This window comes from Nocardioides nitrophenolicus (assembly GCF_016907515.1).
GTDB lineage: Bacteria > Actinomycetota > Actinomycetes > Propionibacteriales > Nocardioidaceae > Nocardioides > Nocardioides nitrophenolicus.
Genome location: NZ_JAFBBY010000001.1, coordinates 3,676,768 through 3,690,059, shown reverse-complemented (window position 1 = coordinate 3,690,059; position 13,292 = coordinate 3,676,768). Strand labels below are relative to the sequence as shown.

The window sequence follows — 13,292 nt, the reverse complement described above, 5'->3', positions numbered from 1 at the left end:
CTCAGTGCCCGGAGCTGAGCGGGTGACGGGTGACCGGCGCGGCGATCCGCACGTCCATCCGCCCGATCAGGTCGACCTCGAAGGTGACCACGTCGCCCTCCTGCAGCCAGCCGCGGAAGCCCTCGGGGTCGAGCGCGCGGTGCTCGAACAGGCAGCCCCGGCCGACCGTCCCGGAGCCGAGCACGTCGCCGGTGACCAGGTGCGTGCCGCGCGAGGTGTAGGCGACGACGTCGTCGAACGACCAGTCGATGGTGGCCCAGTTGCCCGCACTGACGGGCTCCCCGTTGATCGCGACCGACATCGCGACGTCGAAGCCCTTGTCCTTGCGCAGCGGCTCGAGCTCGTCGGCGGAGACGAGCACCGGCCCCAGCGTGGTGGCGCCGTCCTTGCCCTTGGCCGGGCCGAGGCGCAGGGACATCTCCTCGAACTGCAGGTCGCGCGCGCTCCAGTCGATGTACGTCGTGTAGCCGACGATGTGCTGGCGCGCGTCCTCCGGGCGGATGTTGCTGCCCGGCCGGCCGATCACGGCGGCGACCTCGAGCTCGTAGTCGAACTGCTCGCAGCCGGGCGAGATCGCGGCGTCGTCCTCGGGGCCGATGACGGCCGCGTGGTTGGACAGGTAGAACGCCGGGAACTCGTGGTGCAGCGGGTCGACCTCCCCCATGCAGTTGACGATGTGCTCGTGGAAGCACATCGAGTCGCGCAGCGACGGCGGGCGCAGCGGCGCCTCGAGCCGGACGGTCTCCACCGCCACCGGTACGGCGGACGCGAGCGCCGCGCGGCCGTGCTCGAGCAGCGCGTCGAGGCCCTCGCCGATCAGGTCGAGCACGCTGGCCGCGCCGGGGACGGCGTACAGCCGGCCGTCCTGGAGCACCGCGGCCCGGGTCTCCCCCGTGCCGTCCGAGTAGGTCGCGAACTTCATGATGCTTCTCCGTTCCTCACCTGGGCCCGCAGGGCCTTCTTGTCGACCTTGCCGACGGCGGTCGTCGGCAGGGACGCGACCAGGACGACGTCCTTGGGTCGCTTGTAGCTGCTCAGCTCGTCGCGCGCGGCGGCGAGGATCGACGCGGCGGTGACGCCGTCGTCGGTGGGGATCACGAAGGCGACGACCGCCTCCCCCCAGTCCGGGTGCGGCACGCCGGCCACGGCGACCTCCTTGACGCCGTCCAGGCGGGCGAGCGCCTGCTCCACCTCGCTGGAGTAGACGTTGAGGCCGCCGGTGATGATCATGTCCTTCTTGCGATCGACCAGGTGCAGGTAGCCGTCCGCGGTCAGGTAGCCCAGGTCGCCGGTGTGCAGCCAGCCGTCGCGCAGCGCGTCGGCGGTCTCGGCGGGGCGGCCGAGATAGCCCTCCATCGTGTACGGCGAGCGCGCGGTCACCTCGCCGACCTCGCCCGCCGCGCAGGCGGTCCCGTCCTCCCGGACGACGCGCACCTCCGCCATGAGCACCGACTGCCCGCAGCTCGTCAGCCGGCCGCCGGCGACGTGGTCGTCGCGACGCAGCCGGGTCAGGAAGTTGGGCGCCTCGGACTGGGCGAAGAGCTGGACGAACACCGGGCCGAACAGGGCCAGGCCCTGCTCCAGCCGGTCCGGCGTGATCGGCGCGGCGCCGTAGAGGATCGTGCGCAGCGCGCTCGTGTCGACGTCCGGCCGGGCCACGGCCGCGTCGAGCAGCCGGTAGATCATCGTCGGGACGAGGAAGAGATAGCTCGCGCCGTCCTGCTCGATCCGGTCGAGCACCCGCTCGACGTCGAAGCCCTCCTCGACGATGACGCGCGCCCCCTTGGCGAGCGCGGTCTGCAGCAGGAAGCCCGCACTGTGGGGCAGGGGCGAGGTGAGGAGCAGGACGTCCTCGGCGGTGAGCTCCATCTCGACCAGGTGCGAGAGCAGGTTCATCGCGAGCCCGCGCTGGCGGTGCAGCACGCCCTTGGGGAGACCGGTGGTGCCGCCGGTGTACATGACGAGCGCGCGGGCGTCGGGGGGAACGGGCGGCAGCTCGGCGAGCGGGGTGCGGCCCAGCGCGGCCGACCAGCCGTCGTTCGGGCCGCCGACGACGATCACCTGAGGGGCGGCGCCGCGCTCCGCGGCGAGGTCGACGGCCGCCGTCCGGTCGTGCCGTACGACGACCACCTCGGCGCCCGAGTCGGTGAGGATGTGGGCCTGCTCGTCGACGGACAGCATCAGGTTGAGGGGGACCTTCGCCGCGCCCAGCAAGGCGATCGCGAGATCGGTGACGACGTACTCGGCGCCGTTGGGGAGGATCAGCGCGACGGCACTGCCGGCGGTGACGCCGCGGGCGGCCAGCTCCGTGGCGACGGCCCGGGCGGCACGGTCGAGCTCGGCATAGGTCCAGGTGCGGCCGCCGGCGACGAGCGCGGGGCGCGCGGCGTGCCGGGTGAGCGCGGGGGCGAGGAGGTCCCGGAGCACGGGATCGGGGGACAACGCGGTCATCCTTCGGAGGTCGGGTCGGGGACGCGCGCGACGCGCTGCGCGGTCGCGAGCGAGCGGTAGTGGCCGACGAGCCAGACCAGCTCCTGCAGCCGCGGCCAGCCGAGCGCGCGGACGGCGCGGTCGAAGGACGCGTCGGTCAGGTCGCCGGTCCGGCACAGCTCGGCGGCGACGTCGTGGACGTCGCGCCAGCGAGCGTCGGGCAGATCGGCCGGGAGTTCCGCGGAGGCGCGGATCGCCGCCACCACCGAGGCTTCAACACCCGCGGCGACCGCGAGCGGCTCGTGCCCGGCCCGCATGTAGGGGCTGTCGTCGAGCGCGGCGACCACGAGGATCGCCACCTCCCGCTCGGCCGTGGTGAGCAGGCCGTCGCGGAAGGCGCCGGCCAGCGCGAGCACCGCGCCGCCGACCACCGGCGAGGCCGCCATCAGGTCGAACGGCCCGGTCAGCCGGCCCTCGGCGTCCACGGGGGAGACGCCGAGGCCGGCGTCTCCCCACGCAGAGGCGATCATGTCGATCAGCGCCCGCTGGGCGGCGTCGACCTCGCCCGCACTGGTCCAGGGCGCGCGGCCCAACAGCGGCACGGCGGCGGAGGCGGTCACGACTCCCCCAGGTACGCCGTACGGACCCGGTCGGACTGGAGCAGCTCGCTGCCCGTCCCCTCGAGAACCACCGAGCCGTCGGCGAGCACGTACCCGCGGTCGGAGAGGCCCAGCGCGCGGTGCATGTTCTGCTCGGCCAGCAGCACGGTGACGTCCTGTGCGACGACGGTCTCGATCACCTCGAAGACCTGTGCCACCACGATCGGCGCGAGGCCGAGCGACGGCTCGTCGAGGATGAGCAGCCGCGGCCGGGAGACGAGTGCCCGGCCCAGCGCGACCATCTGCTGCTCGCCGCCGGACATCGTCCCGCACAGCTGGCGGGAGCGCTTGCGCAGCACGGGGAACAGGTCGTAGGCGAGGTCGAGCCCGCCGGACGAGCGCTCGCGCGCGGCCGCGTCGTGCAGGCCGAGGCGCAGGTTGTCCTTGACCGACATCTCCTTGAAGAGCCGCCGGCCCTCGGGGACGATCGCCATCCCGAGCCGGGGCCGGTCGGACGCCGCCCGCCGGGTGATGTCCTCGCCGTCGAGCGTGATCGAGCCCGACGTCACCGGCTGCATGCCCATGAGCGCCTTGACGAGGGTGCTCTTGCCGGCGCCGTTGGCGCCGATCAGCGAGACCGTCGCGCCCGCGTCCACCGTGAGGTCCACACCGCGCAGGGCGGCGGCTTCGCCGTAGTTGACCACCAGGTCACGTACCTCAAGCATCGACCGGTCCTCCCAGGTAGGCCTCGACCACACGGACGTCGTTGAGCACCTCGTCGGGCAGCCCGTCGGCCAGGTTGCGGCCCTGGTTGAGCACGTACATGCGGTCGGCGAGGGTGGAGACCGCGCGGACGTTGTGCTCGATGTAGATCACCGACATCCCGCGGGTGCGCAGCGACGCGATGAGCTCCATGCCCAGCGCGGCCTCGCTCGGGTTGAGCCCGCCGAGCACCTCGTCGAGCAGGATGAGCTGCGGGTCGAGCGCGATCGCGCGGGCGATCTCGAGGAACTTCCGCTCGTGCAGGGTCAGCTTGCCCACCTCGGAGCCCGCGTGCTCGGCGAGCCCGACCAGCGCGAGCACCTCACGCGCCCGCTCCAGGGCGGGATTCCGACCCAGCCCGTCGCGGCCGAACATGCACGCGGTGGCGACGTTCTCCTCGACGGTGAACGAGCCCAGCGGGCGCGGCACCTGGAAGGTGCGGGAGATGCCGGCGTGCGCACGGCGGTGCGGCGTCGCGCGGGTGATGTCGCGCCCGGCGAACTCGATCGTGCCCGCGGTGACGGGCAGTGAGCCGGCGATCGTGCTCAGCAGCGTGGTCTTGCCCGAGCCGTTCGGGCCCACCAGACCGACGATCTCTCCCTGGTGGACCTCGAGGTCGACCTCGGCGAGCGCGGTGACGCCGCCGAACCGCTTGGTGACGCCGGTGCAGCGCAGCAGGCTCATCGGTGCGCCCCTTCCAGGGAGGCCGCCCGGCGGCGGCGGACGGACAGCGAGCGCGGCAGCGAGCCGGAGATGCCGTGCGGGAGCAGCGCGATCACGAGGACGAAGACGACGCCGAGGATGATCTGCGAGAGCTCCGGCGAGCCGATGTCGAGCAGCAGCTCGCGGACCACGACGACGGACGCCGCGCCCACCAACGGCCCCCACCAACGGGTGATCCCGCCGAGGATCGTCATCATGATGACGAGCAGGGGGATGTTGAGCGTGAAGACCGCGCCGACCTCGACGTACCCGAGGAAGATCGCCTGCGGCGCCCCGGCCAGGCCGGCCAGACCGGCGCTCGCGGCGAACGTCAGCACCTTGTAGCGGTACGTCGGCACGCCCAGCGACTCGGCGACGCCCTCGTCGTCGCGGATGGAGCGCAGGGCCGCGCCCCACCGGCTGCGCGACGCGGCGAGCGCGACGAGCGCCGTACCGGCGGCGATGAGGGTGCCCACCACGAACAGGTGTCCGGTCGACGAGCCGATCCACGTCCCGACCGCCTGCTCGCGGACGAAGACGCCCGTCCCGCCGTCGAGGAAGGCCAGGTTGGACACGACGGTGATCACGATGAACGCCATCGCCAGCGTGATCAGCCCGAACAGGTCGCCCGCGAAGCGGGGCGAGGAGAACACGGCCAGCCCGACGACGACCGCCAGCAGCGCGGCGGCCAGGCCCGCCACGACGAGCGTGACGACGAACGGCGCGTCGGTGTGCCGCAGCATCGCGGCGGTGGCGTAGGTGCCGATCCCGAAGAACACGCCGTGCCCGAAGCTCGCGTAGCCCGAGTTGCCGGAGAACAGGCTCCAGCTCAGAGCGAGCGCGATCCAGGTGACGAGCTGGAACCCGAAGGCGATCACGAAGTCCGAGCCCACGGTCGGGACCAGGGCGATCGCGACCAGGGCGGCGACGACGATCGCTCCGGCGTTCCCCGCGAGGACGCGGTCCACCCGGGCGTTCATGCGAGCCTCCTCGCGGTCAGCGACTCGCGCACGAGCCGGATCGCCGGCTGCGCGCCGAGGAAGAGGAACAGGACACCGAACGCGACCGCCGGCGACCACTGCGGCGGGAACCACAGCGACCAGGCGTTCTGGATCATCATCACCGCGACCGCCGCCAGCAGCGCACCGACCGGACGGCCCAGGCCGCCGAGCATCGTGGCCACCACGACCACGCCGATCCACTGCAGCGGGAGCGAGGGGCTGAGCGGCATCCGCAGCGCGACGACCATCCCGGCGACGGCGGCGGTGGCCGCCGCCAGACCGGAGACCAGCAGCGTCAGCGGGACCACGCGGACGCCGAGCGTCTGCGCGATCTCGCCGTCCTGGCGCATCGCCTGGACCGCCCGACCGGAGCGCGTGTGCCCGAGCGCGTACGCCGACACCCCGACCATCACGACCGCACAGCCCAGCGCCAGCAGGTCGATCGGCTGCACCGCGAGCTGCGGCAGCGGCTCCGGCAGCCGGATGCTCGTCGTGAAGCCGTCGGACAGCATCGGCCGCAGGTTGAGCAGGTCCGGGCTCCAGATCTTGGAGACCGCGCTCTCGGTGACCATGAACAGCGCGAAGGTGATGAGCAGGGACGTGAACGCCTCCGCCTCGAGCACCAGGAAGAGCCACTGCACGCCGACGCCGATCAGGAAGAACGCCGGCACCGTGACGACCAGCGTCAGGAACGGGTCCCAGAGCTGCTCGGACACCAGGCTGTAGGTGACGTAGGCGCCCAGCAGGGTGAGCGACAGGTGGAAGAAGTCGGCCACCCCGAGATGGCCCCATTTGACGCTCAGGCCCAGCGCGATGCTCCCGAACAGGCAGCCCAGCAGGGCTCCGTTCAGCAGCGTCTGGGCAAGCGCCATCGACGATACGGACATGGTGGGTCTCCGGTCAGGACGGTCGGGCGACCGTCAGTGCTTCTCGACGAGCTCGGCGTCCGCGACGTCCTTGGGCCACACCAGGACCCGCTTGCCGTCCTGGATCTGCGCCACCCGCGTGAAGTCGGTGCCGTAGTTGTTGTAGCCGTCGAAGTTGACCGTGCCGACGAGCGTGTCGACGTCGTGGGCGTTGAGCCACGCGATGACGGCCTTGTTGTCGACGCCGGCCTCCTGGATGCCGGTCAGCAGGATCTGCCAGGCGCTGAAGCCCGCGGCGGCCTGGGTCTCGACCAGGGGGAACAGCTTGTCCTTGGCCGCGACCTCGCTGTAGGCCTTGGCGAAGTACTTCGCCACCGCGGTGTCCCCCAGCGGCGGGTGGTTCTCGTAGATCGACGAGATCAGCAGACCCTCGGCCTTGTCGCCCAGGCCCTGGACGGCGGCCGGCGCGGGCAGCGCGACGTAGATGCCCTTGGGGGTGTAGCCGATCGCGTCGAACGCCTGGTAGAGGTTGGTGATGTCGGCACCGAGGCCGCCGACGTAGACCAGGTCGGGGTCGGCGTTCTGGATCCGGATCGCGATCGAGCTGAAGTCGGTCGTGCCGAGGTCGTACTCGACGTCGCCGACCGTCTCGGCGCCGGCTTTCTCGAGCGCGGGACGGGTCGCGGCGGCGTAGCTGAGCGTGGTCGGGAACTTGGCCGTGGCGTAGAACACCGACTTCGGCGGGTTGCCGCCGGACTCGAGCGCGTCGACGAAGGTGGTGGCCTGGGCGTCGAACATCCTGGCCGGGTCCGTGACGCCGCCGCCGATCTGCCAGGACGGGAAGTGGTTCTCGCCGATCAGCTTGTCGGGCGCGCCGTTGGTGGCCGTCGGGTATGCATAGCCGGCGCGGGTCACCGGGCCGGCACCGGCGAGAGCCGCGGCGCCGCCGTAGGGGCCCATGACGAAGTCGACCTTGTCGCCGATGAGGCGCTCGTAGTTGGAGGTCACCGTCCCGGGGGCGCCCTGGTCGTCGAGCACCTTCCACTCGAGCGGACGGCCGTCGATTCCCCCGCAGTCGTTGACCCAGTCCACGACCAGGTCGGCCACCGCGTCGTGCAGGGTCGCGGTCGGGGCCAGCGGGCCGGTCAGGCTCAGCGAGCCGCCGACCACGATCGGGTCGCCGGTCGGCTCGGTGTCGGTCGTGCACTCCATGCCGGCGATCGGCGCGACGATCTCGGCGTCGGGCAGGTCGGCGGCCGGGTCGCTGTTCTTGCCGTCCTCCTTGACCACGCCGCCGCAGGCCGAGAGGAGGAGCGCCGCGCAGGCGCTGACAGCGATGCCGCGGACGGCGGACTTCGAGGTGGTGCGGGACATCTGGGCTTCTCCTGGTGCTCGGGTGGTGCGGGGGTCAGTTGTCGAGGAAGGCGACGACGCGGCAGGGCGACGCGCTGGTCTTGGGGAGCTTGATGGGGAAGAAGCCGACGGTGAACCCGGTCACCGGCACGGACTTCAGGTTGTCGAGCTGCTGGATGATGAACGCCTCCTTGTCGGCGATCGCGAAGTGGCCGTCCCACAGCTCCTTGGGGTCGCCGGTCGCCTCGTACGCCGCCTTCATCACCGGGAACGGGCGGTCCCAGGCCATCGCGTCGGTGCCGAGGATCGTGGCGCCGAGGCCGGTCAGGTAGCGGGTGCCGTCGCCGCTCATCCCCGGGTAGTTGAAGAACTCGGGGTCGGCCGGCGTGTAGCGCTCCTGGCCGGTGCGCAGCAGCAGCGCGTCGCCCTGCTGGACCTCGCGGCCGGTGGCGGCGATCGCCTTCTCCAGGGCCTCGATCGGCAGCGCCTTGCCGGGCTCGGCCCACTCGCGGACGTCGAGGACCAGGCCCGGGCGGTAGAGCTCGGAGAGGTCGATGTCGCTGATCGTGCGGGCCTGCTTGCCCTCGATCAGGCTGCCGCTGTGGAGCGGGGCGTCGACGTGGGTGCCGCAGTGGGTGTTCATCTCAGTGAGCCAGTCCTCGCCCCAGCCCTCGCCGTTGGGGAGCTCGTGGCCCTCGCAGCCGAAGATCTCGGTCATCCGGTCGCGGCCGCGGTCGCTGGGGTGGAGATACTCGATCTTGGGCGCGAGCACGGTCTCGAGCGCCTTGTAGGCCTCGGGGACGAGCTCGCGGTTGGCGGGGTCGAGGGTGCGGGAGAGGTCGACAAGCCTGGTCATGGTGCTGCCTTTCGTGGCCTTCGGTGGATGGTCGGTCAGGGGAGGATCTGGATGCGGTTGCGGAGGACGCCGAGGCCGGTCACCTCGAGCTCGATCTCGTCGCCGTCGCGGAGCACGCACTGCCCGGGCGGGAGGTCGGCCGTGAGGTCGACCACGACGAGCTCCCCGGCGCGCAGCGGGCGGATCGCGCCGAGGCCGGCGAACGCCCGGTCCAGGTGGCCGCGGGCGTCCGGGACGGCGGACCGTGCGTGGTGGACACCGTTGACCCGGACCTCGACCACGCGGGCGAGGTCCGGGTCGAGAGCATCCACCGTGACGACGAACGGTCCCTGTGCTCCACCGAGGACGGTGCAGCCGAAGATCCGGGCGGAGGAGTCGACCACGGCGGCGATCGCCACGGCGACGCGGCCGTCGGCGTTCGGGGTGACCGGGTCGCCCGGGCCCTTCGCCGGCGTGTCGGGAGCGGCGGCCTCTGCCGCGCCGGTCCGGGTCCAGTGCCGCACCCCGGTCGGGACGGGCAACGGCGCCCGCACGGTGACGTCGTCGACGTCGTACGCCGCCCGCACCGGGTGCGAGACGGCGAGCTCACGCGCATCCGCCAGCGCCGAGTCGCCGCCACGGACGAGAGCGAGAAGGCTCGCGAATCGCGGGTCGCCGCCGGAGGCCAGTCCGAGACTGACCGCGACACCGGCGTCCACCACGCCGGTGTGGCTGGTGCCGCCGCTGCTGAACGTCGTGAGCCTCATCGGTGCTGGTCCTCCTTCCTCGTCGGCTCGTATCGGTCGGTGGGCGGACGTTCGGTCCGCGTCGTGACCACCTTCACGGGCTGTGACGGCGGTCACCAGAGCGCCGCCCCACAGAAAGCGCGCCCTCCGCTGTCACGCCGTGACAGCCCCGGGCGCGGGCCTAGGCCCGGTAGCCCTCCAGATCGGCGATGCGCCGGATGACCTCGAGGGTGTCGACGCGCTCCAGGCCGGGGTCCAGCTCGTAGTAGACGGCGAGCACGTTCTGCGCGATGCGGCCCTTCTCGTCGAGCGCGTCGAAGCGGCCCAGGGCGATGTCCCGCATGGCGTCCTCGGGCGACATGCCCGCCTCGTAGCGCCGGGTGGCCTCGTCCTCGACGAAGACCAGGTAGTCCCGCACCTCGTGGATCCGCGCCGCGGGGATCACCGGGCCGTGTCCGGGAACGACGGCGACGGGGTCCAGGGCGAGCATGCGGTCGCACGCGGCGACCCACCCCGAGATGGGCCCGGCCCAGCTGATCGGCGTACCACCGATGAAGAGGAGGTCGCCGGCGTACAGCACGCGGTCCTCCGGGACGAAGACGACGCTGTCGCCCTCGGTGTGGGCCGGGCCGAGCTTGATGACCCGGACCTCCTTGCCCCCGACGTCGAGACGCAGCTCGTCCTCGAAGGTGCGGGTCGCCGGCGTCGGCGTGATGTCGTCGAAGCGGAACGGCTCGAAGATGTGTCGCGCGAAGTCTCCGGCGGGTCCCTGCTGGGCGAGCAGGCCGGTGATCAGGTCCGGGCCGTTCGACGACATCTCGTCGGCGGTCTGGGCCGAGGCGATGATCTCGGCGTCGGCGACCAGCTCGTTGCCGAACCAGTGGTCACCGTTGGCGTGGGTGTTGACGAGGTAGCGGATCGGGCTCTCGCGGGTGACCCCGGCCAGCCCGGCCAGCATCTCCCGCGTCAACGCGAGGTCGAACAGCGTGTCGACCAGCAGCGACTCGCCGTCACCGACGACGAGGCCCGCATTGCTCCATCCCCAGGTCCCGTCGGGCACCAGCCACGCGTGGCAGTGGTCGGTGAGTCGGTGCAGTCCGCGGGTGTAGGGGATCTCGGCCATCGCAGGGCTCCTTGCTCGGTGGGTGGTGAGCCCACCTTCCGGCCCTGTGACGGCCGTCACCCAGATCAGCCCCCGACAGAATCCGGGCCCGACACTGTCACGGCGCGACAGCGCCGACCGCGCGCGGGCGCCCACCCGGAGCCGCGTCGCGCACCGAGTCGCGCACCGAGTCGGGCACCGTGTGCCCGAGCGCCTCGCTGAGCGCATGCATGCGCAGCGCCGTCTCGAGCCGGAACCGGTCGTCGACGTCGCGCATGTCGACACCCAGGGTCGCCTCGATCCTGGCGATCCGGTTCCGCACGGTGTTGTAGTGGACATGGAGGGCGGCCGCGGTGTCCGGGAGGTGCCGGTCGTGGGCCAGGTAGGCCCGCAGGGTCAGCAGGAAGTCGGTGCCGCGGCGCGCGTCGAGCTCCAGCACCGGGCCGAGCACGTCGAGCACCGTCGTCCGCAGGTGGGCCGCCGGCAGGCTGGCCATGCCGAGGATCCCCAGCTCATGAGCCGTGACGACCGGACCGTCGACGTCGCCGCGGATCATCAGCTCGCAGGCCGCGCGGGCCTCGTCGTACGACGTCGAGCAGTCGAGCAGCTCGACGCACCCGCGCCCCAGGCCGGCGATCCACGCGCCCTCCGCCCGCTCGAGGACGGAGCCGATCCGTGCGCGGAGGTCGCCGGCGGGCCGCCCTGGAGCGGGGACGATGGCCACCAGGCGGTTGCCACGACGCGCCGTCACGACGCCCGGGACCGCGGCGCGCAGGGGGCGCTCCAACCGCTCGGGGCGGACCAGGTCGTCCGGGCTGTCGCGCAGGCCGGCCACGACCACATGGGCACCCGCGGCCACGGCGATCCCCATCAGGGCCATCCGCTCGCGGAACGCCTCGGGCTCGCCCACCCGGCCCTCGAGCAGGTCGTCGAACAGGCCGCCCCGGAGCCGTTCGGTCGTCCTCTCGCGTTCGCTGACCCGCAGGAGCTGCAGCCGGAAGAGGCCGACGCACAGGTCGATGAACGCCCGGGCGTCCTCGTCCGGCTCGCGGGTGTGGACGACGACCACGGTCAGGTCGTCGCACTCGGGGAGGACGGCGCGCACGATGACCCGGGGGTTGCCGTCGCCGAGCTCACCCGACGTGCGGATCAGCGTCCCGTCCGGCTGTCGCAGCTCGACGCAGCCGCCGACCTCCCGGGCGAGGAGGTCCAGCGCCAGCCCGGCATCGGCATGGTGGGCGAGATTGCCCGCGAGCCGCGCGGACGCCTCCATGTTGAGCCTGGCCAGCGACGAGCGACGCTCCGCGCGGTCGGCCAGCCGTTGCCTCCCGCCGTCGACGTCGAGCTGGCGCAGCCGGACCCCGAGGTCGTGGGCGATCTGCTCGAGGGCGTCCTGCTCGGCCTCGGTCCACGGGTAGGGGTGACGATGCGCGGCGTACAGCACTCCCAGCGTGGTCTCCGCGACCAGGATCGGCACGATGAGGGTCGCCTGGATGCCCTCGTTGTCGATGAGGCGCTTCATCAACGGCACCCGCCGCGAGTCATGCCGATAGTCGCGGCTCATCTGCGGCCGGCGCTCGAGGGCGACCCGGCCACCGATCCCCTCGCCCACCCTCAGCCGCCAGGCGGCCGCCATCTCCGTCGACTCGACGCCGTGGTGGGCACCCATGACCAGGTAGTCCCCTTCGACCAGCCCGGCCCAGGAGACCGGACATCCCAGCAGCCTCGCCACATGGTCGGTCGCGATCTGCAGCGCCTGGGTGACGTCGCGGGCGGCCAGCAGCCGTCGGAGGTACAGCTCGCCGGTCAGCGCGGGCCGCGCGGGGGTCTCGAGAGTCACGGCCCCACCTCCCTGCTTTGCATCCACAGCCAAGTTTGAACCGGAGTTCAAGTTCTGGCAGCATACGCGGCACGTACCTCGGCTGTCACCAGGAGGCGAGAACCGATGCCCGCGCACAGGGCGGTCCCGGCAGACGCCGCCGGACCCACCGAGACCGCGCGCGCCCGGCGCCGCGGCCAGCGACGCGACCGCGTCTTCGAGGCCGCCATCGAGCTCTTCGTCGAGCAGGGCTACGAGTCCACCACCATGGAGGACATCGCGGTCCGCGCCGACGTCGCCCGGACGTCGGTGTTCAACTACTTCGAGCGGAAGTCCGCCTTCCTCGACGAGTGGTCCGCCCGCCGCCGGAAGCGCGCCTTCCACGCCCTCGCGCCGACGACGGCCGACGGCTCACTGCGCGACGAGCTCTGCGCGATCATGCAGGAGCTCGCCACGATCAGCGCGACGTCGCGGCGGGAGACCACCGCCCTCATCGGCGCCGCGGTGGTCGCGCTCGACCTCCTCGACGACCACCCGTTGACCCATGAGTTCACCAGCGTCCTCGACCGTCGGCGCGCCGAGCTCCGGCCCGGCGTCGAGCCCGCCCTGGTCGGCATGACCATGGCGACGAGCTACTTCGCGATCGTGCGAGCCTGGATCGGTCCGGGGAGGCCGCCGTTCGACCTGCGCGAGCGTCTCGTCGACCTCGTCGATCTCCTCCTCCGCGGCGCCGCGCGCTGATCTCTCGCCCCGGCCTCGTTCCGTACGCCGGAGCCGGCCGGCTCAGCCCTCGAGCTCGTACCTCGTGAACGCGGGCGCGCCGGCCGCCACCGTGGACACGTACGCCGACCACTCCTTGGTGTGCTCGGCCTCGGTGTGGGCGAGATAGCTCGCCTCGTCCTCCCAGATCTCGAGCAGCCGCAGGCTCGCCGACGGGCCGACCCGCCAGGAGAGCTGGTACTCGACGCAGCCCGCCTCGGCGCGCGAGGCGGCCTCGAAGCCGACGGCGACGCGGGCCACCTCGTCGACGTGGTCCGGCTCGATGAGGACTCCCCCGTGGATGACGATCATGGTCGT

The 13,292-nt window shown here is 72.3% G+C and carries 14 protein-coding genes; 1 reads left to right on the top strand and 13 read right to left on the bottom strand.

Annotated features, from left to right (window positions below; all coding sequences use genetic code 11):
• Nucleotide 1 precedes the first annotated feature (1 nt).
• The 12 genes from JOD66_RS17980 to JOD66_RS17925 all read right to left on the bottom strand — a co-directional run bounded on the left by JOD66_RS17980 (nt 2) and on the right by JOD66_RS17925 (nt 12,236).
• A complete protein-coding gene (locus JOD66_RS17980; RefSeq protein WP_204838203.1) occupies nt 2-922 on the bottom strand; it encodes a fumarylacetoacetate hydrolase family protein in 921 nt (306 codons plus the stop codon).
• On the bottom strand, nt 919-2,442 hold the full coding sequence (locus tag JOD66_RS17975; RefSeq protein ID WP_204838202.1) for a class I adenylate-forming enzyme family protein: 1,524 nt from the start codon (nt 2,440-2,442) through the stop codon (nt 919-921). Before JOD66_RS17975 ends, JOD66_RS17980 begins: the two co-directional genes overlap by 4 nt.
• Nucleotides 2,443-2,447: 5 nt before the next feature.
• Complete coding sequence (locus tag JOD66_RS17970) at nt 2,448-3,050, bottom strand: carboxymuconolactone decarboxylase family protein (protein WP_204838201.1); 603 nt, start codon at nt 3,048-3,050, stop codon at nt 2,448-2,450.
• On the bottom strand, nt 3,047-3,754 hold the full coding sequence (locus JOD66_RS17965; protein ID WP_204838200.1) for an ABC transporter ATP-binding protein: 708 nt from the start codon (nt 3,752-3,754) through the stop codon (nt 3,047-3,049). Before JOD66_RS17965 ends, JOD66_RS17970 begins: the two co-directional genes overlap by 4 nt.
• Entirely contained in the window at nt 3,747-4,475 is a 729-nt protein-coding gene (locus JOD66_RS17960) for an ABC transporter ATP-binding protein (protein WP_205126446.1), read from the bottom strand. The genes JOD66_RS17965 and JOD66_RS17960 overlap by 8 nt, the downstream gene beginning before the upstream one ends.
• Complete coding sequence (locus tag JOD66_RS17955) at nt 4,472-5,473, bottom strand: branched-chain amino acid ABC transporter permease (RefSeq protein ID WP_204838199.1); 1,002 nt, start codon at nt 5,471-5,473, stop codon at nt 4,472-4,474. The genes JOD66_RS17960 and JOD66_RS17955 overlap by 4 nt, the downstream gene beginning before the upstream one ends.
• Nucleotides 5,470-6,381, bottom strand: a complete 912-nt coding sequence (locus JOD66_RS17950) for a branched-chain amino acid ABC transporter permease (protein WP_204838198.1) — start codon at nt 6,379-6,381, stop codon at nt 5,470-5,472. Before JOD66_RS17950 ends, JOD66_RS17955 begins: the two co-directional genes overlap by 4 nt.
• 33 nt (nt 6,382-6,414) lie before the next feature.
• Entirely contained in the window at nt 6,415-7,734 is a 1,320-nt protein-coding gene (locus tag JOD66_RS17945; protein WP_204838197.1) for an ABC transporter substrate-binding protein, read from the bottom strand.
• Between the two features lie 34 nt (nt 7,735-7,768).
• Nucleotides 7,769-8,569, bottom strand: coding sequence for a cyclase family protein (locus JOD66_RS17940; RefSeq protein ID WP_204838196.1), 801 nt, complete (start codon nt 8,567-8,569; stop codon nt 7,769-7,771).
• 35 nt (nt 8,570-8,604) lie between these two features.
• Nucleotides 8,605-9,315 (bottom strand): fumarylacetoacetate hydrolase family protein, encoded by a 711-nt coding sequence (locus tag JOD66_RS17935; protein WP_204838195.1) that lies wholly within the window; start codon nt 9,313-9,315, stop codon nt 8,605-8,607.
• Between the two features lie 160 nt (nt 9,316-9,475).
• Entirely contained in the window at nt 9,476-10,417 is a 942-nt protein-coding gene (locus tag JOD66_RS17930) for an MBL fold metallo-hydrolase (protein ID WP_204838194.1), read from the bottom strand.
• A 97-nt stretch (nt 10,418-10,514) separates the two neighbouring features.
• Complete coding sequence (locus JOD66_RS17925) at nt 10,515-12,236, bottom strand: helix-turn-helix domain-containing protein (protein WP_204838193.1); 1,722 nt, start codon at nt 12,234-12,236, stop codon at nt 10,515-10,517.
• Nucleotides 12,237-12,341: 105 nt separating this feature from the next.
• Between JOD66_RS17925 and JOD66_RS17920 the strand changes: the two genes are divergently transcribed.
• The gene (locus JOD66_RS17920; protein ID WP_204838192.1) at nt 12,342-12,956 is read left to right on the top strand and encodes a TetR/AcrR family transcriptional regulator; all 615 of its coding nucleotides are present in this window, start codon (nt 12,342-12,344) and stop codon (nt 12,954-12,956) included.
• 42 nt (nt 12,957-12,998) lie between these two features.
• On the opposite strand, the gene JOD66_RS17915 is transcribed toward JOD66_RS17920, so the two are convergent.
• Nucleotides 12,999-13,286 (bottom strand): putative quinol monooxygenase, encoded by a 288-nt coding sequence (locus JOD66_RS17915; protein WP_204838191.1) that lies wholly within the window; start codon nt 13,284-13,286, stop codon nt 12,999-13,001.
• Nucleotides 13,287-13,292: the final 6 nt, after the last annotated feature.

What these genes read in the sequence shown, in the direction of transcription:
- JOD66_RS17980 (WP_204838203.1), bottom strand. Translation starts at nt 922, where the DNA reads ATGAAGTTCGCGACCTACTCGGACGGCACGGGGGAGACCCGGGCCGCG.
- JOD66_RS17965 (WP_204838200.1), bottom strand. Translation starts at nt 3,754, where the DNA reads ATGCTTGAGGTACGTGACCTGGTGGTCAACTACGGCGAAGCCGCCGCC.
- JOD66_RS17960 (WP_205126446.1), bottom strand. Translation starts at nt 4,475, where the DNA reads ATGAGCCTGCTGCGCTGCACCGGCGTCACCAAGCGGTTCGGCGGCGTC.
- JOD66_RS17955 (WP_204838199.1), bottom strand. Translation starts at nt 5,473, where the DNA reads ATGAACGCCCGGGTGGACCGCGTCCTCGCGGGGAACGCCGGAGCGATC.
- JOD66_RS17950 (WP_204838198.1), bottom strand. Translation starts at nt 6,381, where the DNA reads ATGTCCGTATCGTCGATGGCGCTTGCCCAGACGCTGCTGAACGGAGCC.
- JOD66_RS17945 (WP_204838197.1), bottom strand. Translation starts at nt 7,734, where the DNA reads ATGTCCCGCACCACCTCGAAGTCCGCCGTCCGCGGCATCGCTGTCAGC.
- JOD66_RS17940 (WP_204838196.1), bottom strand. Translation starts at nt 8,569, where the DNA reads ATGACCAGGCTTGTCGACCTCTCCCGCACCCTCGACCCCGCCAACCGC.
- JOD66_RS17935 (WP_204838195.1), bottom strand. Translation starts at nt 9,315, where the DNA reads ATGAGGCTCACGACGTTCAGCAGCGGCGGCACCAGCCACACCGGCGTG.
- JOD66_RS17930 (WP_204838194.1), bottom strand. Translation starts at nt 10,417, where the DNA reads ATGGCCGAGATCCCCTACACCCGCGGACTGCACCGACTCACCGACCAC.
- JOD66_RS17920 (WP_204838192.1), top strand. Translation starts at nt 12,342, where the DNA reads ATGCCCGCGCACAGGGCGGTCCCGGCAGACGCCGCCGGACCCACCGAG.
- JOD66_RS17915 (WP_204838191.1), bottom strand. Translation starts at nt 13,286, where the DNA reads ATGATCGTCATCCACGGGGGAGTCCTCATCGAGCCGGACCACGTCGAC.